General features: G+C 40.3%; 13 protein-coding genes. 9 read left to right on the top strand and 4 right to left on the bottom strand.

Annotation, left to right across the window (positions count from 1 at the left end; translation table 11 throughout):
- Positions 1 to 61 precede the first annotated feature (61 nt).
- Together sfsA and ABD009_RS10490 are read right to left on the bottom strand one after the other, a co-directional pair.
- The gene (sfsA, locus tag ABD009_RS10485) at positions 62 to 769 is read right to left on the bottom strand and encodes a DNA/RNA nuclease SfsA (RefSeq protein ID WP_343825189.1); all 708 of its coding nucleotides are present in this window, start codon (positions 767 to 769) and stop codon (positions 62 to 64) included.
- Positions 762 to 1,709: a DUF808 domain-containing protein gene (locus ABD009_RS10490; RefSeq protein ID WP_343825191.1), complete on the bottom strand. Its 948-nt coding sequence runs from the start codon at positions 1,707 to 1,709 to the stop codon at positions 762 to 764. Before ABD009_RS10490 ends, sfsA begins: the two co-directional genes overlap by 8 nt.
- 201 nt (positions 1,710 to 1,910) lie before the next feature.
- Between ABD009_RS10490 and pepB the strand changes: the two genes are divergently transcribed.
- Positions 1,911 to 3,197, top strand: a complete 1,287-nt coding sequence (gene pepB / locus ABD009_RS10495) for an aminopeptidase PepB (protein WP_343825193.1) — start codon at positions 1,911 to 1,913, stop codon at positions 3,195 to 3,197.
- Positions 3,198 to 3,337: 140 nt separating this feature from the next.
- Here pepB and ABD009_RS10500 read toward each other — a convergent pair whose 3' ends face one another.
- Together ABD009_RS10500 and ABD009_RS10505 are read right to left on the bottom strand one after the other, a co-directional pair.
- Positions 3,338 to 5,566, bottom strand: coding sequence for a malate synthase G (locus tag ABD009_RS10500; RefSeq protein WP_343825195.1), 2,229 nt, complete (start codon positions 5,564 to 5,566; stop codon positions 3,338 to 3,340).
- A 110-nt stretch (positions 5,567 to 5,676) separates the two neighbouring features.
- Complete coding sequence (locus ABD009_RS10505; RefSeq protein ID WP_155696362.1) at positions 5,677 to 6,609, bottom strand: LysR family transcriptional regulator; 933 nt, start codon at positions 6,607 to 6,609, stop codon at positions 5,677 to 5,679.
- 138 nt (positions 6,610 to 6,747) lie between these two features.
- Between ABD009_RS10505 and ABD009_RS10510 the strand changes: the two genes are divergently transcribed.
- The 8 genes from ABD009_RS10510 to mrcB all read left to right on the top strand — a co-directional run bounded on the left by ABD009_RS10510 (position 6,748) and on the right by mrcB (position 19,058).
- Positions 6,748 to 8,343: an isocitrate lyase gene (locus tag ABD009_RS10510; protein WP_343825198.1), complete on the top strand. Its 1,596-nt coding sequence runs from the start codon at positions 6,748 to 6,750 to the stop codon at positions 8,341 to 8,343.
- Between the two features lie 348 nt (positions 8,344 to 8,691).
- Positions 8,692 to 10,440, top strand: coding sequence for a bifunctional ornithine lipid synthase OlsF (gene olsF / locus ABD009_RS10515; protein ID WP_343825200.1), 1,749 nt, complete (start codon positions 8,692 to 8,694; stop codon positions 10,438 to 10,440).
- A 48-nt stretch (positions 10,441 to 10,488) separates the two neighbouring features.
- Positions 10,489 to 11,322 carry a UDP-2,3-diacylglucosamine diphosphatase gene (locus tag ABD009_RS10520; protein ID WP_343825202.1) on the top strand — a complete coding sequence of 278 codons (834 nt, stop codon included), beginning with the start codon at positions 10,489 to 10,491 and terminating at the stop codon, positions 11,320 to 11,322.
- 45 nt (positions 11,323 to 11,367) lie between these two features.
- A complete protein-coding gene (locus tag ABD009_RS10525; protein ID WP_343825204.1) occupies positions 11,368 to 12,324 on the top strand; it encodes a Ppx/GppA phosphatase family protein in 957 nt (318 codons plus the stop codon).
- A gap of 129 nt (positions 12,325 to 12,453) precedes the next feature.
- The gene (locus tag ABD009_RS10530; protein WP_343825206.1) at positions 12,454 to 12,990 is read left to right on the top strand and encodes a phosphatase PAP2 family protein; all 537 of its coding nucleotides are present in this window, start codon (positions 12,454 to 12,456) and stop codon (positions 12,988 to 12,990) included.
- A gap of 11 nt (positions 12,991 to 13,001) precedes the next feature.
- On the top strand, positions 13,002 to 14,060 hold the full coding sequence (locus tag ABD009_RS10535) for an MJ1255/VC2487 family glycosyltransferase (protein WP_343825208.1): 1,059 nt from the start codon (positions 13,002 to 13,004) through the stop codon (positions 14,058 to 14,060).
- A gap of 80 nt (positions 14,061 to 14,140) precedes the next feature.
- On the top strand, positions 14,141 to 16,720 hold the full coding sequence (hrpB, locus tag ABD009_RS10540) for an ATP-dependent helicase HrpB (protein WP_343825209.1): 2,580 nt from the start codon (positions 14,141 to 14,143) through the stop codon (positions 16,718 to 16,720).
- Between the two features lie 73 nt (positions 16,721 to 16,793).
- Positions 16,794 to 19,058 carry a penicillin-binding protein 1B gene (mrcB, locus tag ABD009_RS10545; RefSeq protein WP_343825210.1) on the top strand — a complete coding sequence of 755 codons (2,265 nt, stop codon included), beginning with the start codon at positions 16,794 to 16,796 and terminating at the stop codon, positions 19,056 to 19,058.
- Positions 19,059 to 19,098: the final 40 nt, after the last annotated feature.

The raw sequence follows: 19,098 nt of genomic DNA on the forward strand, positions 1-19,098 counted from the left end.
ATGCCAAAAAACGGCGGCTACATATAGCAAAATTAACACTGTTTGACAACTAAAATCCAGATTAATGTTCAAATTGGCTGGTGTGGGTTACAAAAGTTTGATGCGCGTCTATATGGGTATGCAATACTAAAATTTCTACCCCTTTTTGCACCGCTTCATCAATTAAATTTCCATATTTACTATCAACATGTCTGGCTACGGTTACTTTTTTAATACCGGTATGCTGGACTAAAAAAACCAAAACGGCTCTATGTCCTTGATCTACCATCTCTATTAATTCGCGAACGTGCTTTTGACCACGTGTTGTTTTGGCATCAGGGAATGCGCCAAGACCATTTTGCTCATTTAATAATAAAGTGGTGGATTTAACTTCAACATAACAGTAATTACGTTCGTCAGGGCAATTTGGTTCGCTTAGTAAAATATCAATGCGACTATTCTCTTCGCCATACTTTACTTCCGTTTGTAATTTTTTGTAGCCCGCGAGTTCAGGAACTTTATTTGTTTCAATGGCGTCTTTTACTATTGAGTTTGCCGCAATGGTATTCACACCAATAAAGTGCCCATGTTGGTTCACTGTTTTTTCTAGCGTGTGAGCGTACTTACGTTTAGCGTTATCGCTGGTACTGAAAAAAGCATCAAAACCAGCATCCGCACAGCCAGTCATTGCGCCAGTATTAGGGCAATAAATCGTAAATTCTTTTCCGTTTTGTTCAACATCCACTAAAAAGCGTTTGTAACGTTTTAAAATAGTAGCGCTTTTAAGCATGCTGTTTTTTCCCAAACGGCAAGGTATGAATAATGCCTGCCACTATTAAGCCAGCAACAATTCCGTAAAGGCCGTCCAATAATACACTGGTAATCGTCACTATAATTGAAGGCAAGCTTAAGTCGGTAGCAAGGAAGTTGAGTACAACTTCGCTAATGTGATGTACAAAGCCAATATTGTGAGTAAGCATGCCGCCGCCAACAAGAAACATGGCCACTAAACCTATAACACTGAGGCTTTTCATTAGTTTTGGTGCAAAGGATAACAAGCCCGAACCAAATAAATTTAATATTTTGCTACCAACGCCTTTATCTTCTAATTGTTTCCAATAAAGGCCAACGTCGTCTAACCGAACGATAACAGCGACTAAACCATAAACACCGACTGTCATTGCAAAAGCGATAAATGACAGAGCGACAATTTGATTGACCATAGTTGCGCCAGCAAAACTGCCCAAAGCAATAATGATAATTTCAGCAGAAAGAACGAAGTCTGTGCGGATCGCCCCTTTGATTTTTTTTTGCTCAAAATTGAGTAACTCTTCAGGGCTTTGTTTTACTTTTTGTAATAGGGCTTGGTGATGTTGTTCTTTCTCATCACTTTTTGATTGAAAGGTTTCTATTATTTTTTCTGCGCCTTCAAAACACAAAAACAGACCACCGAGCACAAGCAAGGGAACAATTAACCAAGGCAAAAATGCACTAATGAGCAGCGCGGCGGGCACCAATATGGTTTTATTTAGCAAACTCCCTTTGGCAACGGCCCAAACAACGGGAAGCTCTCGATTGGCTTTAACGCCACTAACCTGTTCCGCGTTTACCGCTAAGTCATCGCCCAATACCCCTGCGGTCTTTTTAGCGGCGACTTTTGACATTGCAGCTACATCGTCGAGCAACAAAGCAATATCGTCAAAGAGTGCGAAAAAACTGGCAGAAGGCATAACAAACTCCGGTTGGTATTATTTAATCCATAAAAAACCATTATTAAAGATTATTGATCAGGTTGCTACATAAGAATTAAAACAATGATCAACTTTGTCTATTTACTTGTTTGTTAAAAAATAAGTCCCATATTGAACTGACGAAAGAGAATTAGTTCTCTATGATTGATAGATAATTTTTATAAAGATGAGATAGGCGTTATGACAAAATTACTGAATGTACAAATTTCTAAAAATGCAGCACCAGAAGGTTGGGGCGATGATAATCAGTTGAGTATAACTGCCGACGGTTTCACTATTCACATTGGTGACTTGTCTTTAGAAGCTTCTTTACCTCTTATTCAGTCGGTAGCTCGTAAAATTCAAGGCATGGGCGTAAACCAAGTTAATGTTCAAGGCGACTGGGATGTTGAACAACAGTGGAGTTTTTACCTTGGTTTAGTCACTGCAAAAGGTGGTCAATCGGTTGCTTGGTTAGCAAACGACAGCAAAGAGTTAGATGCTCGAAAAAAATCCTACGACTGGACTCGCGAGATGACTAACTTACCGCCTGCGGATTTATATCCAGAAGCGCTAGCGAATCAAGCGATTAAATTTATTAAAGAGTTAGGCGGCGACGCTGTGTCTCACTCACTTGTAGTAGGTGATGACTTACTTGAAGCCGGCTGGATTGGTATTCATTCAGTTGGACGTGCAAGTAGTTTTGCTCCAGCATTACTAAGCTTAGACTATAACCCTACTGGCGATGAGTCTGCACCAATTGAATATGCATTGGTTGGTAAAGGCATTACTTTCGACAGCGGTGGTTATTCAATTAAATCATCTGAAGGCATGTTAGCAATGAAATGCGACATGGGTGGCGCTGCAACGGTAACAGGCGCATTAGGTTTAGCTATTATGCGAGGCTTAAACAAACGTGTTCGTTTAATTTTATGCTGTGCAGAAAACATGATTGCAGGCAATGCTTATCGTTTAGGTGATGTCATTACTTATAAAAATGGCACTAGTGTTGAGATTGTAAATACCGACGCTGAAGGCCGATTAGTATTGGCAGATGGTCTATTGCACGCAACAGAAATTGGTGCAAAACAAATTATTGATGCCGCAACATTAACAGGCGCAGCAATGATGGCTGTTGGTAGTGATTACAATGCAATGTTCGCGTTAGACGATGCAATGGCAGACCGCGGATTAGCTGCGGCATCAAAAGAGTTTGAAGGCGCATGGCGTTTACCACTAACTAAAGCGCATCAAAATAATTGCCCGTCAGCGTACGCTGATACAGCAAATAGTCGTCCTCAAAAGGGTGGTGGTATGGGTGGAGCATCTAATGCAGCAGGCTTTTTATCGCGATTTGTTAATGAAGAAGGCAGCAACTGGTTGCACATCGACTTAGCTGGCGCATTTAACAATAACGCCACCGGAAAATATGCAGCGGGCGCTACGGCAATGGGCGTTCGTACAATTGCTAACCTGTTAGCAGAATAGATTTTTAGTTAACGAGGCTGTTAAACCGTGCGTTAAAACCAGTCACTAAAATTAAAAATGACAAATAAAAAGGCCGGCGCTCTAATTAACTTAGATTGCCGGCCTTCCCATTGGGGGACGTAAAGCGCAGATCTTAACTCTTAATTCTGCAATGAAGCCTTTTTCGCTAATCTAGCGGCATGCAACAATGGCTCTGTATAACCACTTGGTTGATCTTTACCTTTAAGCACAAGATCAAGAGCGGCATTAAAAGCGATAGAATTGTCAAAGTCAGGGCCCATTGGCTCGTATCCTTCAACATCTACGTTTTGTTGATCAACAATCGCAGCCATTTTTTTCATCACCACAACAATGCGTTGCTCACTGCACAAACCATGAGTTAGCCAGTTGGCCATGTGTTGTGACGAAATACGACAAGTTGCTCTATCTTCCATCAATCCAACATTATTAATGTCAGGTACTTTAGAACAACCAATGCCAGCATCTACCCAACGAACCACATAACCTAAAATGCCTTGGGCGTTATTATCCAGTTCATGATTTACTTTCCCTGGTGTTAATGGCTCGTCTTTGCTTAACAATGGAATGGCTAAAATGCTTTCTAAACGTTTCGCTTCGTCGGCTAACAATTCACTTTCACTGCTTTGTGCAATTAAACTGTCTTGAATCGAAGGAACAGATACTTGATGGTAATGAAGCGCATGCAAAGTCGCAGCTGTTGGAGATGGAACCCAAGCGGTATTTGCGCCTGCTTGTGGATGACCAATTTTAGCCTCCATCATGTCCGCCATGTTATCTGGGATTGGCCACATGCCTTTACCAATTTGTGCTTTACCTAAAAAGCCACTATTCAAACCGCTGGCTACATTTGACTCTTCGTATGAAGAAATCCAAGGCATTGTTTTAAGAATGGCTTTTGGCATGAACGGACCAGCTAACATACTGGTGTGAATTTCATCGCCGGTACGGTCTAAAAAGCCAGTATTAATAAATACCACGCGTTCTTTTGCTTCTTTAATACAAGCTCTAAGGTTAACCGATGTACGTCGTTCTTCATCCATAATACCCATTTTTAGAGTATAGCGGTCAAGACCAAGTGCATCTTCAACAGCATCAAATAACTGTTGCGTAAAGGCGACTTCTTCAGGTCCGTGCATTTTAGGCTTAACAATATATATGGAGCCTTTTTGGCTATTCTTTATTGTTGCCGTTGCGGGCTTTTGAACATCAATTTTACCAATCGCAGCGGTAATAATACCGTCTAGAATACCTTCTGGTACGTCTTCACCATTAAATTGTATTACCGGGTTTGTCATTAGGTGACCAACGTTTCGAACAAACATTAGCGCGCGGCCAGACAAACTATGCTGAAAACCATCTTTGCTGATGAACTCAATGTCACCGTTCATTTTACGTTGGAAAACTTGTCCATTTTTTGAGATGTCTTCTGTCAATTCACCAGACATTAGTCCAAGCCAATTTTTATAAACGGCAATCTTGTCTTCAGCGTCTACTGCGGCAACAGAATCTTCACAATCCATAATAGTGGTTAGTGCAGACTCTACCAATACGTCTTTGATAAAGGCCTTGTCAGTTTTACCAACCGGGTGATCTGCATCTATTTGTACAATTAAGTGCAAGTTGTTGTGAGCTAGCACTATGCCCGTTGGTTGGTCTGATTTGCCTTGGTAACCAACAAACTGAGATGGTTCTGCAAGATATGATGTTTCACCATTCTCAAGAGTGACTACCAGTTGTTCATTCTCAACGTTAAAGCGACTTATGTTTGTCCAGCAATCATTGATTGGGCAGTGTGTATTTAGAAGCGTTCGAGCATACTGAATAACTAAGTCACCGCGAACTGGATTATAGGCTTTGCCTTTTTCAGCTCCGTTTTCTTCACTGATAACGTCAGTACCATAAAGTGCATCGTATAAACTGCCCCAGCGAGCGTTTACTGCATTAAGTGCATAACGGGCATTCATTACCGGAACAACCAACTGTGGGCCAGCCATGGTGGCTATTTCATCGTCTACGTTTGTTGATTCGATTTTAAAAGGCGCTGGTGGGTTAACAAGGTAATTAATGTCTTGTAAAAATGACTTATAAGAAGCAACGTCTGTAGAGCCAGCATTTAAATGGTATTCATTTATTTGGGCTTGAAGAGCAGAGCGCTTCTCTAATAGTTGTTTATTTACCGGAATAAACCGTTCAAAAATACTTTCGACCTCACGCCAAAATACTTCTTGCGGTAACTGGATTTGTGGTAATACAGATGAGTTTACAAAATCGTAAAAACCAGCATCTATTGTAAGCTGATTTACCTGTACGTCTTTATTGTTCAATTCTTTACGCAATGTGTTTGGCATAACTGACTCGCATTTGTTTTAAAAAAGTTAGCGCGGTAATTCTAGATCCGAACCCTTATATAAAAATACCTTTGGTTTTATATGTTCGCCATAAGTATTGTGAATAGTAGTTACTCAGCGCCAACATCAACAATTAATCGACGTAACCAAACGTGACCAGCATCATGGTGTAACAAGGGCGACCATGCCATTTTTAATGCTATCGGAGGGATGTCAAAAGGAGGCTCCATAGTCACAGTGTCTGGGTTATCAGCATAAAGCTCTGCAGCCTTAGTAGGTAATGTCGCAATTAGGCCTTGTTCTTTAGCTAGCCACATTGCCATATGGTAGTGTCTGGTGAATACGCTAATATCGCGCTTTTTACCAAACTTTGACAGCTCATTGTCAACCCAGCCAAGCTTTTGAACCTCATTAGGATCAATGCCTACACCTACGCCAAAGCCAGTTTTACTCACCCAAACATGTTTGTGTTGTAAATAAGTATCTAAATCGAGGTTTGGCAAGCAAGGGTGCTTAGCATTAACCATGCATGAGAAGGTATCGTACCAAATGACTTTCTGATGAAATGACAGTGGTAGATCATCAAATCGGTTGATGGCCATATCAACTTTTCCTAGTTCAACATCGTGAAAGCTAACGTCCGAAGGCGTAACAATATCAAGGGTTACACCAGGGGCACGACTTCTTAATTTACCTAATACGCGTGCCAATAAAGTGGTCTCTGCATAGTCACTTGCCATTATTCTAAAGGTTCTGTTTGATTCTAACGGATCAAAATTCTTTTCTTTTTGAAGTGTTTCTTCCAGTTTTGAAAGAATACTACGGATTACAGGCTGTAATTCTAAAGCACGTGCAGTTGGTACCATTCCCTCTGAAGTTCTTATTAATATTGGGTCGGAGAAGAGTTCTCGTAATCTTTTTAAGCCATTGCTCATAGCTGGTTGAGTAATTGATAGCTTATCTGCAGCTCTTGTTACGTTTTTTTCTCGTAATAATACATCTAGATATACTAAAAGGTTGAGGTCGATCTTACTAATATTCATTTCATGAATTCCATGTATCGAAATTATTTATTTCATGAATCCTAGTCGAATGGCATAGAGTTGTCAGCAGAAAAATTCATGGAGATACAAATTAGTCTCTCCAACTAATAATAAATGATGTGAATAGAGGAAGTGCATATGTCTGCATATACTAACGAAATAGAACTATTGAATGCAATTAAAGCGCGTCACGGTGAAAGCTGGGCTGCGATTGAGCCAGAGTATGCAGCAAGAATGCGAGCGCAGAATAAATTCAAAACGGGCTTAGACATTGCTCAATATACTGCTGAGATCATGCGTAAAGACATGGGCGACTACGACCGTGACTCTTCACAGTACACTCAGTCTTTAGGTTGCTGGCATGGTTTTATTGGCCAACAAAAAATGATTTCTATCAAAAAGCACTTCCAAACTACTGAGAAAAAATACTTATACTTGTCAGGTTGGATGGTTGCGGCACTTCGCTCTGAGTTTGGTCCACTACCTGACCAGTCAATGCACGAGAAAACATCTGTAGCATCTTTAATTGCTGAGCTTTATACATTTTTACGTCAAGCAGATGCACGTGAGCTAGGCGGTTTATTCCGTCAACTAGACGATGCCCGTGAAGCTGGCGATGAAGTACAAGCGCAAAAAGTACAAAACGAAATCGACAACCACCAAACACACGTTGTTCCAATTATTGCTGACATTGATGCTGGTTTTGGTAATGCAGAAGCAACGTACTTAATGGCTAAACAAATGATTGAAGCCGGTGCTTGTGCCATTCAAATTGAAAACCAAGTTTCTGACGAAAAACAATGTGGTCACCAAGACGGTAAAGTAACGGTTCCTCACGAAGACTTCTTAGCAAAAATTCGTGCTGTTCGTTACGCTTTCCTTGAACTAGGCATTGATGACGGTGTTATTGTTGCTCGTACGGATTCATTAGGTGCTGGCTTAACTAAACAAATCGCGGTAACTCGTGAGCCTGGAGATTTAGGCGACCAGTACAACAGCTTCTTAGATTGTGAAGAAGTGGCACCACAAGATTTAAACAACGGTGACTTAGTACTTAACCGTGAAGGCAAGCTATTACGTCCTAAGCGTTTACCTTCAAACTTATTCCAGTTCCGCGCTGGTACAGGTGAAGATCGCTGTGTTCTAGACTGTATTACATCATTGCAAAACGGTGCTGACTTACTGTGGATTGAAACGGAAAAGCCACACATTGGCCAAATTGGTGCCATGGTTGACCGCATTCGTGAAGTGGTTCCAAATGCGAAACTCGTTTACAACAACAGCCCAAGCTTTAACTGGACGCTTAACTTCCGTCAGCAAGTATTTGATGCATGGTTAGAAGAAGGTAAAGACGTATCAGCTTATGTTCGTGACGAGTTAATGGCTGAAGTTTATGATAGTACTGAATTAGCACAAGAAGCGGATTCACGTATTCGTACTTTCCAAGCTGACTCTGCGCAACAAGCGGGTATATTCCACCACTTAATCACGCTTCCAACTTACCATACTGCTGCATTGTCTACAGACAACTTAGCAAAAGAGTACTTTGGTGATGCGGGCATGTTAGGTTATGTAGAAGGCGTTCAACGTAAAGAAATTCGCCAAGGTATTGCGTGTGTTAAACACCAAAACATGGCTGGTTCTGATATGGGCGATGATCATAAAGAATACTTTGCTGGCGAAGCAGCGCTTAAAGCTGGCGGTAAAGACAATACGATGAACCAGTTTGGTTAATTGTTGGTGAAGAACCAGCAATCACCATAACTGAGCGGTAAGTTCAAAATTTCCAAAGTTATCCTTTCTTTGGATACAAAGCGCCTGTTAGCAATAACGGGCGTTTTTTTATTTTCGTTTAACTGTTTTTTAGTTTACCCGCTGAAACTTATACAACTGAAGTTGAAATTGGATTTTAGATTGTTTGTTCAATTGTCATGAAGTTTAAGTTGAGATTGAAATTGGAGGGAGATTAAAATTGAAGTGAGATTGTTTGGTTCAATTGTCATCAAATTGAAATTTTTTGTTCAACTCTCTGTCATCAAGTCCGCCTAATTTATCACTTAACTCATAGTGTAGGTGAACGTCATGATTTCAGTAAAAAATGTGGTAGCAGAGCAGTTTCCAGCAATTGAAAGTGGCAACCCATTTCTAAAAAATTCTTTCCTTAGGTTTCTTCGTTTTATATTTCACGAAAGTGAATTCCAACGTTTTGAAGCGTTATACCCACATGTAAAAGGCATCGATTTTGTTGAGCAGGCTTTAGAGTTTTTTGAATTTGATTATAGTGCCAATGAGCGTGAAATCAGAAACATTCCAACGTCTGGCAAAGTCGTAGCCATCGCTAATCATCCAATCGGTAGTTTAGATGGATTGGTGCTACTTAAGCTGTTGAGCAAAGTTCGCAAAGACGTAAAAGTGGTCGCCAATGAGTTACTTTGGGCGATTGAGCCACTCAGACCTATGTTGCTGCCTGTTAACAATATGGGTGGTCGAAATGCAAAAGAAAACATGGCGGCTATCGAACAACACCTCACCAATGGTGGCGCATTACTTATTTTTCCAGCCGGAGAAGTTTCAAGGTTATCAGCAACAGGCATAAAAGACGGCGACTGGCGTAGCGGCTTTTTAAAGTTCGCACAAAAAACACAGTCTGACATTTTACCGATACATGTTGATGGTAAAAACTCGGCGTTTTTCTACGGCTTGTCTATGTTGGCTAAACCTTTGAGCACCATTTGGCTAGTTCACGAAATGTTTAAACAACATGATCAAGAGCTAAAGCTTCGCATTGGAGCGCCTATTGCGCCGAGCACTTATAACAACCTGCCGATTGATAACAAACGATTAATAAAACTGTTTAAAAAACACGTTTACGCTCTTAATAAACGTCGTTGTGTACCAGAGTTTAGCTCTAGTTTAGAAAGCATTGCCCACCCGGAGTTACCAACCTTAGTAAGAGAAGAGCTAAAGCAAAGCCAACGTTTAGGTGAAACTACAGATGGCAAACAAATATATTGTTTCCAGCCCAAAAATGATGATGCGTCAGCCGTAATGAGAGAGCTTGCTCGTCTTCGGGAGTTTACGTTTAGATCAGTAGGCGAGGGCACAGGAAAAATGCGCGACTTTGATGCGTATGATTGGTTTTACGATCACGTTATTTTGTGGGACGACAATCAGTTAGAAATTGTTGGCGCGTATCGCATGGTAGCCATGGAAAAAGTGAGAAAGCATTACACTGCAGAAGGCCTTTATACCGATACTTTATTCGACTTAACCGCCATGCCAGAAGCTTTGAGTAATAAAACATTAGAGTTAGGACGCAGCTTTATTCAGCCTAAGTATTGGGGCAAACGAAGCTTAGATTATCTATGGCAAGGTGTTGGTGCATACCTAGCAACAAAACCTCAAATACAATATTTAATAGGGCCAGTGACCATCAGTAATGAGCTCCCTAAACAATGCCAGGCGAGTTTAATTCGATATTACCAAACCTATTTTGGCGGCAAAGAATTAGCCTTTGACCGCAACAGTCTTAATCACAGTTCAACATGGCCAATTGCACGTAACCCTTATCAACTAAGCAACACATTAGGTATTCAATTTGATGGCAATAATGCTGTAGATGACTTTGTGAAATTAAAATCATTTATGAAAGAACAAGGTTATGCAATTCCAACTCTGTTTAAACAATACACCGAGTTGTGCGATGAACAAGGGACGCAATTTTTAAGTTACAACATTGACCCAGATTTTGCTGACTGCATAGATGGTTTTGTATTTATAGATATCGAAAAAATGAAACCAGCCAAACGAAGTCGCTATTTAAGATTCTGAAAACTACAGAGTCAGCACGTTAGTTTTTGGAAAGTTATAGGAGCAAACATGAGTACTAAACATCATTATGAAAGCCTTTGGATATCGGACATTCATTTAGGGTGCAAAGATTGTAAAGCTGAGTTTTTATTAGCCTTTTTAAAGAGCTGCGAAGTAAAACGTATTTTTCTTGTGGGTGACATTGTTGACTTTTGGGCTCTGAATAGAAGAACCTTCTGGCCAGAAGCGCACAATAAAGTGTTTAATCATTTATTAGAATTGTCACAACAGGGCGTGGAAGTCATTTATATTCCTGGCAACCATGACGACGTGGTTCGCTCTTATCAGTCCTTTAATTTTGCTGGCATGAAAATACATCAAGAATATATCCATGAAACCGTGTCAGGTAAAAAATTGCTGTTATTACACGGCGATAAATTTGATCAGCAAGTATGTTTTGGTCGCTTTCATGCGAAGTTAGGCGATGCGCTGTATGATTTGTTGTTATTTTTAAATAGGCAACTACATAAAGCCCGAAAAGCAACTGGAAGACCTTATTGGTCGCTCGCTTCCTATTTAAAAACTAAAGTTAAAAAGGCCAATGAAGCCATTGAACGATATAAACAAGCTGCATTATCGGAAGCCAAACTTCAGCAGGTAGATGGTGTTGTTTGTGGGCATATTCACCACCCTCAAATCTGTTTAGAAAATGGTCTTATGTACTGTAATGACGGTGATTGGGTGGAAAATTGTACTGTGCTAGTAGAAACAGAGTTAGGCGATCTTAAATTACTACGCTGGAACGATGCCATTGATAACGTTGATGTTTTAGGTCAAGTTAATTGGAGCAAACAGCAACAGAACAACAATAATCGACAAGTAGACCGGAAATGGGTATCTTAATTGTTATAAAATTGCATAAAACCTTATTTTTGGACAACCTTTTAGATGACAAACTCCCAACCGGGATCGGGCGATTTAGCATTTAGTGATACCACCAAAATCGCTGTACTGGACATTGGTTCAAATAGCTTCCACTTTGTCGTGGGAGAAATGAGTAAACAATCAGTAAAGATCTTATATAAATTAAAACAAAAAGTTCGTTTAGCCGACGGTTTGTCGGATGACATGGTGCTTTCTAATGCCGCAATAGAACGTGGTGTAGAAGCATTGGAAAAAATTAACCAACGAGTTAAAACCTACAAACCTGACTTTGTTAAGGTGGTGGGTACTTATACACTTAGAAACGCCACAAATATTGCTGACTTTGAGCGTGCGGCAAAATCGGTATTTTCATATCCCATCCAAATTTTATCTGGCGAAGAAGAAGCTAAACTAATTTTTAATGGTGTGGCTAGAAGTCACACTTTAGACAAATCTACATTGATTATTGATATAGGTGGCGGTAGTACGGAATTTGTCATTGGCCAAAATAAGCAGTCTGATTTAGCCGCTAGCTTAGACATGGGTTGTGTTAGTTATTCGCAGCGTTATTTTCCTCAAAATATCATGACCAACGACGCCTTTGATAAAGCTATTAACGCGGCAAAAAATAATCTCAAAACCATTGAGGACTCTTTTGTAAATAAAGGCTGGGAAGTTTGCTTAGGCACCTCAGGCTCGGTAGAAAGTTTAGTGAGTGTTATAGCTCAAGATACTGGACAACAGTTGTCTAAACAGGCTATTACGCTTGAAGACTTATACAAGCTAAAGCGCTTGTGTATTAATGCTGGAAACAGTGAAGCTTTGAGTATTGGCGAAATTAATGAATGCCGTAAACACGTGTTTGCCGCAGGGTTGTCAATTATAATTGCGGCCTTTGAAGTACTAAACATACAATCGTTAAAAGTGGTAACTTCAGCCTTAAGAGAAGGCGTGATGTATGAAGTTTTTGACGCCATGTAAGTAAATGATAAAGCAGGAACAATCTTCTTCATTTCATCAATTTGTCTTGTAAAAGTAACATAGAAGAAATATAGCTCACCTAATATTGAATCATGCAAACAATGCATTTCACTAATAGGTGAGGTTACTATGTTCGGTATAGCTAAAAATAACAAACTACAAGAGTTAGACACTCAGCTTTTTTACCAACTCAATCGCATATCAAAACATTCAATCAAAAACACAAGCAAGTGGATCTCAAAAACAGGCGATGGCCACTTATACTTTGTTATTGCACTCGCCACCATTGCACTTAGTGATGAGTTCAGTCCTGACTTCTTTTATACCGCGTTAGCTGCCTTTGCAGTTGAACTACCTATTTATTTAATTCTAAAAAACGTAGTTAAACGTAATCGACCTTTTGAAAAGTTAGTGGCATTTAAGTCTCATATTTCCCCATCAGATAAGTTCAGTATGCCGTCTGGGCATAGCGCCGCTGCTTTTTTATTTGCAACGGTTGTTGCTTCCTATTTTCCTGCTTTGGCAGTGTTTGCTTACATATGGGCGAGTTTAATAGCACTTTCTCGTGTGTTACTAGGCGTACACTTCCCTGGTGACACCATTATTGGTGCAGCACTTGGAATCGCTTGTGCAGAGTTTGTTATTAGTGCGTTGAATGTTCTTTAGAAGGTAAATTTATGAAAATCTTATACGGAATACAAGGTACTGGGAATGGCCACATAACTCGAGCTAGAGTAATGGCAAAAGCGTTAGCGAAAAAAGGCCTTGAAGTGGATTACGTTTTTTCAGGTCGACCTGCTGGACAGTATTTTGATATGGAAGATTTTGGAAATTACCAAACCTTTAAGGGTCTTAGCTTTGTGTCTGAACATGGCACCATTAGTTATTTAAAAACGATTCAAAAAGCGCGTCCACTAAAGATGTATAAAGACATCCAAAATTTTGATGTTAGCAGCTACGATTTAATCTTAAATGATTTTGAACCTATAACAGCGTGGGCAGGACGTAAAGCGGGCAAAAAGGTGATCAATATTAGCCATCAGGCGGTCTTCACAAAAGATAAAGTACCATCTTTAGGATTGGGTTGGTTAAACAGACAAATACTTAAAAATTTTGCACCGAGCGACATTGCCCTTGGTGTGCACTGGTACCATTACGGCCAGTCAATTATGCCACCGTTTATTGAACGTGAAGTAAGCAGCAGCTCAAGCTCTGAAAATGTACTGGTTTATATGCCCTTTGAGGACATAAATGAAGTGGTTGAGTTATTGGAAAGCCAGCTTGATCAAGAGTTTGTGTTGTATCACCCTGATGTTAAAGCACAAAGAAAAGTAAATAACGTGTTATTTAGACGCGCTTGTAGAACTGGCTTTTTAAAAGACCTTGAGGAATCAAAAGGCGTCATAGCAAATGCGGGTTTTGAACTTAGCAGTGAAGCACTTTGCGCCGGTAAAAAGCTGTTATTAAAACCTTTGCAAGGCCAGTTTGAGCAAGAATCAAATGCTGAAACCCTTCGTAGCTTGGGGCTGGCTACGGTTATTAATGGGTTAGACGAGTCAGAGTTGGAGCGTTGGTTATTATTACCAGACAATGACGCTATTAATTATCCTAGCGACCCAACGCCGCTGGTGGAGTGGTTGATTAGTGGTGATCATACTCAACCCGATGTTTTGTGTAAGCAACTATGGGCGTCTATTTCGTTACCGCAGTTTTCTAGGAGCGTTTGGTCTAAATAAGCATTTGTAATGAATGTTACTTATGAAGACTGACTTCTTGGCATATAATGACGCCAATTTACGTTGTTGTGAGCCATTAAATGAGTCTTCAATCTTTACCTGTTGATCAAATTTTTCCAGAATTGTGTTCGCTATTAAAACAGCAAACCCGTTTAGTATTGCAAGCGGAGCCTGGTGCAGGTAAATCAACACGACTCCCATTGTTATTGGTAAAAGAAGGCGAAAATCTTTCTGGTCAATTTTCTCCTAACAATCAGATCATCATTCTAGAACCTCGCCGAGTCGCGGCTCGACAAATAGCCCACTATTTGGCAAAACAATTAAACGAAAAAGTAGGCCAAACCATTGGTCTTGCCATGCGTGGTGAAAATCACACTAGCAGTCAAACTGTATTAACCGTGGTGACGGATGGCGTGCTGGTTAAAATGCTTCAACAAGACCCAGAATTAAGCGGTATTGGGCTGGTGATTTTTGATGAATTTCACGAACGTTCATTGTCTTCTGATTTAGCATTAGCCTTGAGCATGGATTGCCAGCAACTAAATGAAAACCTCGCATTATTGATTATGTCGGCCACTATAGACATTAAAAATATATCTGAGCAATTAGATGCATCAGTTATAAGTGCCGCTGGACGACAGTTTCCAATTGAGTACAGATACGTACCAAGCGAACTTATACCTACTGCTGACAACATAGTATCGGCAATAAAAACAGCGTTAGCAGAAACCCACAGCTCTATTCTGGTATTCCTACCTGGAATGGCCGACATCAAAAGAGTATCAAGTTATATAGCGAGTCATTTACCCAATAACACTGAAGTTCATTCACTGTTTGGAGGCTTGTCGATTGACCAGCAAGTGAAGGCAATTGAACCTGCGCCTAAAGGTAAACGAAAGATTGTATTAGCCACCAATATCGCGCAAACCAGTTTAACTATCGACGGCATTGATGTTGTTATTGATAGTGGTCAAGAAAAAGTGAATGTTTACCAACCTAGAATTAATGCAGACACTTTAATTAGCCAAGCAATATCTAAATCATCTGCGGCACAAAGAGCCGGTCGAGCCGGGAGACTAAGGCCAGGCGTTTGTTATCGTTTAGGCAGTGAAGAACACTGGGGCCGTAAACCAGCCTTTGATGTTGCTGAAATTGAACGAAGTGACTTATCGCAGCTGCTGCTAGAGATCACCCTGTGGGGAAGCCAATTTGATGATTTGTTTTGGGCATCTAAACCAGAAATAAGTGCACTAAAAGCCGCAGAGAAAAAGCTCGTTGCACTACAATATTTAGAACGCAGTCAAACAGAAGTTAAAAAGTCAGGTCATGAACCATCGACTGACTGCGCTCAATCAAAGTTAATAACTACAGCGCTGTCTACTCAATATCAATCATTTGGTAGCGACTTGAGACTCACGCGTTTACTGAGTTATGCAAAACAAATGGGACCGGTATTCACACAAACAGGCTGCTATTTATCAGCATGGCTTGACGTTGGATTAAATGACTCGCAGATCCGAATTCCTGAAAACATAAGTGACATGCTTAGCGCGAATCCGGCTAAATCAGATAAAATGCCGGCTAGGGTTGCGAAACAATACAAAAAAATAGCAACCAAGCTTTCTATTGAACCGTCAAAAGGTAATACAGTGGATGCTGATGTATTTGGCGTGTTGCTGGCGCATGCTTTCCCAGATCGAATCGCTAAAAAAACAAGTAAACGCTGGAAAATGAGTAATGGTGGAGCCGTTGAATTTCATCATAGTAGCGTACCAAGCAATAGTGACTTTATCGTGGTTTTGGATTTTAGTGCCAGTAAGTATGGTCATTACATTAGGCACTACGCTGAACTGTCTGAAAGCCAAGTTGATGAGTATTTATCAGATTTAGTTGTGACCAAAGAAAGCGTGACATGGTCTTCACAAAAACAGTCGCCTGTTGCTTTTATGGAAACGAAAATTGGTGAATTAGTGCTAGAGCAAAAGCCGATTAAAGTGAACTTTAGCGAACAACAATGGCAAAAAGTATGGCTTGATTATGTTTCGCAAACGGGTCTTAAAAGCTTTGGGGCCAATGAGAAAAAAATACAGGTGTGGCTGACAAAGTTAGCCTACATTACAAATTCGGTAAAAGGCACCGAATCCGAAACATCAAGTAAAGCTCAATCTTGGCCAGAATATTCGGTTGAGTGGTTAATGGATAATACCGAAAAGTGGCTAAGTCCTTTTTTAGGTAATGTAAGAAGTTTACCGCAACTGCAGAAACTAGATGTGATAACTATGCTAAATAGCCTGTTAACGTGGGAGCAACAACAGCAGTTAAAAGCTTGGTTTCCGTCGCATTATGAAACGCCAGCAGGGACTCGTTGCAAAATTGACTACGGCAATACACCACCAAAAATATCAGTCCGACTGCAAGAGATGTTTGGTGAACCCGCGTCACCAGCTATTTTTCACGGAAAAGTAGCGCTTCTAATTGAGTTGTTGTCACCTGCGCAAAGGCCGATTCAGTTGACTCAAGACTTGGCTCACTTTTGGAATAACGCTTACGTTGAAGTGAAAAAAGAAATGAAAGGTCGCTACCCAAAACACAGATGGCCGGATTCTCCACAAACGGAGTTGGCGGGACATTCGCTTAAGAAAAAAATGCCTTCCAAATAGTTTATTTACGCCTTTGGAAAAGGTAAGGTGAGATACGCGTTAAAACAATAATTATTAGAATAAATATAACCTTATGAGCAATGATGTCGACCCAAATCAGGTTTTAAAATCAGGTAGTTACCGAGCACTAAAGGTAGTTATCTTTATTCTTGTGTGTTTGGCATTTTACACTTTGTATATGGATGCCTGGGTACAAAAACGCATGTCAGGGCAAAAGTGGGACACCCCGGTTCAGGTATTCGCTAGACCGTTGTCTTTGTATAACCATAAATTTTTACCTAAACAAGAGCTAGTGGATGAGCTTAAGTTACTAGGATACAAATCTACATCTGTTGTTTCAGAGCCAGGTCAGTACAGTATCAACCAGTCTTTTGTTGAGGTGTATCGTCGAAGTTACATTGGTTTTGATGGCTTGGTTTCTCCTCAAAAGTTACGTATTGGTTTTAACAATAATCGAATTGCCGCATTACAAATATTAGTGGAGCAACAGTGGCAAGCGGAATCACTTGCGTATGTTGAACCTTTGTTAATATCTAGACAGGCAACCGAAAGTAAAGAAGATAGAGAGATACTGGATTTATCAACTATTCCTGAGTGGATGATTGACGCTTTGTTAGTGGTTGAAGACAAGAATTTTTATCATCATCACGGTGTTGCACCGTTAGCTATTGTAAGAGCCTTATTTGCTAATATTGCTGCTGGCCGAAAGGTTCAAGGCGGCAGTACTATTACCCAGCAGTTAGCAAAAAACTTGTTGCTCAATGACAACCGCAAGTCCTATTTTAGAAAATTTAAAGAAGCCATCATTGCACTCATATTGGACTACCGATATAGCAAAGATGCCATATTAGAAGCTTATTTTAATGAGATATATTTAGGTCAGAATGCCAGTCGTGGTGTGCATGGTTTTGCGCTCGCGAGTAAATTCTATTTTAACCAGCGATTAGCTGATCTGACGCCAGGTCAGTTTTCTATGCTGGTGGCAATTGTAAAAGGGCCTTCCTACTACAACCCGATTCGCCATCCTGAACGTGTTCAAGAGCGTCGTGATCTGGTTTTGCAGCTTATGGTTTCTTCTAATGTGATTAGCCGTGCTGATTACCAGCAGTATGTAGATCAGCCAATTAAGCTATCGGTTAACAAAGCAAAACATCGGGCTCGTTTTCCATCCTATTTGCAGCAAGTAGACAGGGAGCTGAAACAACTGGACGTGGTTGCGCCTCTTAACAGTGGCTTGATGGTTTTTACTGGATTAGACCCGTTATTGCAGTCTCGTTACGAATCATTGTTTTCAAAGAGTATCGCTAAATTAGAATCTGGTTATAAACAAAAAGACTTAAATGGTGCAGTAGTTTCTCTTAGTCTAGAAAATGGCACTATTTCAGCCTTGATTGGTGATAAAAACAATGCCTCTGGTGGATTTAATCGAGCTTTAGATACACAAAGAAACATAGGCTCGTTAGTTAAGCCTGCGGTATACCTTACGGCACTAAATGAACCTGACTATCATTTGGGAAGTCTTTTGCCAGATAAAAAAATATCAATGAAAAGTAACCAAGGAAAGCTTTGGGAGCCCACTAATTACGATAAAAAATTGCGCGGCGAAGTCTTGTTATTTGATGCTTTGAGTCAATCGTTAAACCTACCTACGGTTCATTTGGGTATGGACGTAGGCTTAAACTCGGTTATATCGACACTTAGAAAGATGGGTGTTGAGCAACAAATAAATAAATATCCATCGCTACTACTTGGTGCTTTACCTATGTCGCCTTTACAAGTTGCCGAAACCTTTCAGCCCATTGCTAATTTTGGGCAAAAGTTCCCTGTTAGGGCCATTACCCATGTAACCGACAACAATGGCATTCGGTTACTTACTCAAAATGAAGATAGCCAAATCATATTTGATTACGCCACAAGTTATGAATTGGCCTATGCGCTCACTCAAGTGACTAAAATAGGCACTGCAAAAAGGCTAGCAACTGAGCATAAAGGCATCCAGTTTGGTGGCAAAACAGGCACCACTGACGATTTACGAGACAGCTGGTTTGTAGGTTTTGATCAGAATAAGGTAACTAGTGTTTGGGTCGGCAAAGATGACAACTCACCTATAAACCTTACAGGCAGTCAGGGCGCTTTGTTTATATTTAGTCAATTGCAAAGTGCTCGAAAAGCAGAGTCGGTGAACAAACCAAAACCAAATAATGTGGAATTTAGATTTATAGAGAAAGAGACAGGACAAATATTATCTGATGAATGCGGTGAGAATGTCAGTTTGCCAGTTCGGGTAGATAAAATTACAAAAATTAAAGACTGCCCATCGCTTTTTGACTGGCTTTAAACGCTGAAAACCTAAGCCTTAAAGTTTCTAAACAAATAGT

The organism is Psychrosphaera haliotis, from assembly GCF_039523615.1.
In the GTDB taxonomy this organism is placed as follows: Bacteria; Pseudomonadota; Gammaproteobacteria; order Enterobacterales; family Alteromonadaceae; genus Psychrosphaera; species Psychrosphaera haliotis.

What these genes read in the sequence shown, in the direction of transcription:
- hrpB (WP_343825209.1), top strand. Translation starts at nt 14,141, where the DNA reads ATGAGTCTTCAATCTTTACCTGTTGATCAAATTTTTCCAGAATTGTGT.
- ABD009_RS10490 (WP_343825191.1), bottom strand. Translation starts at nt 1,709, where the DNA reads ATGCCTTCTGCCAGTTTTTTCGCACTCTTTGACGATATTGCTTTGTTG.
- olsF (WP_343825200.1), top strand. Translation starts at nt 8,692, where the DNA reads ATGATTTCAGTAAAAAATGTGGTAGCAGAGCAGTTTCCAGCAATTGAA.
- pepB (WP_343825193.1), top strand. Translation starts at nt 1,911, where the DNA reads ATGACAAAATTACTGAATGTACAAATTTCTAAAAATGCAGCACCAGAA.
- sfsA (WP_343825189.1), bottom strand. Translation starts at nt 769, where the DNA reads ATGCTTAAAAGCGCTACTATTTTAAAACGTTACAAACGCTTTTTAGTG.
- ABD009_RS10530 (WP_343825206.1), top strand. Translation starts at nt 12,454, where the DNA reads ATGTTCGGTATAGCTAAAAATAACAAACTACAAGAGTTAGACACTCAG.
- ABD009_RS10500 (WP_343825195.1), bottom strand. Translation starts at nt 5,566, where the DNA reads ATGCCAAACACATTGCGTAAAGAATTGAACAATAAAGACGTACAGGTA.
- ABD009_RS10510 (WP_343825198.1), top strand. Translation starts at nt 6,748, where the DNA reads ATGTCTGCATATACTAACGAAATAGAACTATTGAATGCAATTAAAGCG.
- ABD009_RS10535 (WP_343825208.1), top strand. Translation starts at nt 13,002, where the DNA reads ATGAAAATCTTATACGGAATACAAGGTACTGGGAATGGCCACATAACT.
- mrcB (WP_343825210.1), top strand. Translation starts at nt 16,794, where the DNA reads ATGAGCAATGATGTCGACCCAAATCAGGTTTTAAAATCAGGTAGTTAC.
- ABD009_RS10505 (WP_155696362.1), bottom strand. Translation starts at nt 6,609, where the DNA reads ATGAATATTAGTAAGATCGACCTCAACCTTTTAGTATATCTAGATGTA.
- ABD009_RS10525 (WP_343825204.1), top strand. Translation starts at nt 11,368, where the DNA reads ATGACAAACTCCCAACCGGGATCGGGCGATTTAGCATTTAGTGATACC.
- ABD009_RS10520 (WP_343825202.1), top strand. Translation starts at nt 10,489, where the DNA reads ATGAGTACTAAACATCATTATGAAAGCCTTTGGATATCGGACATTCAT.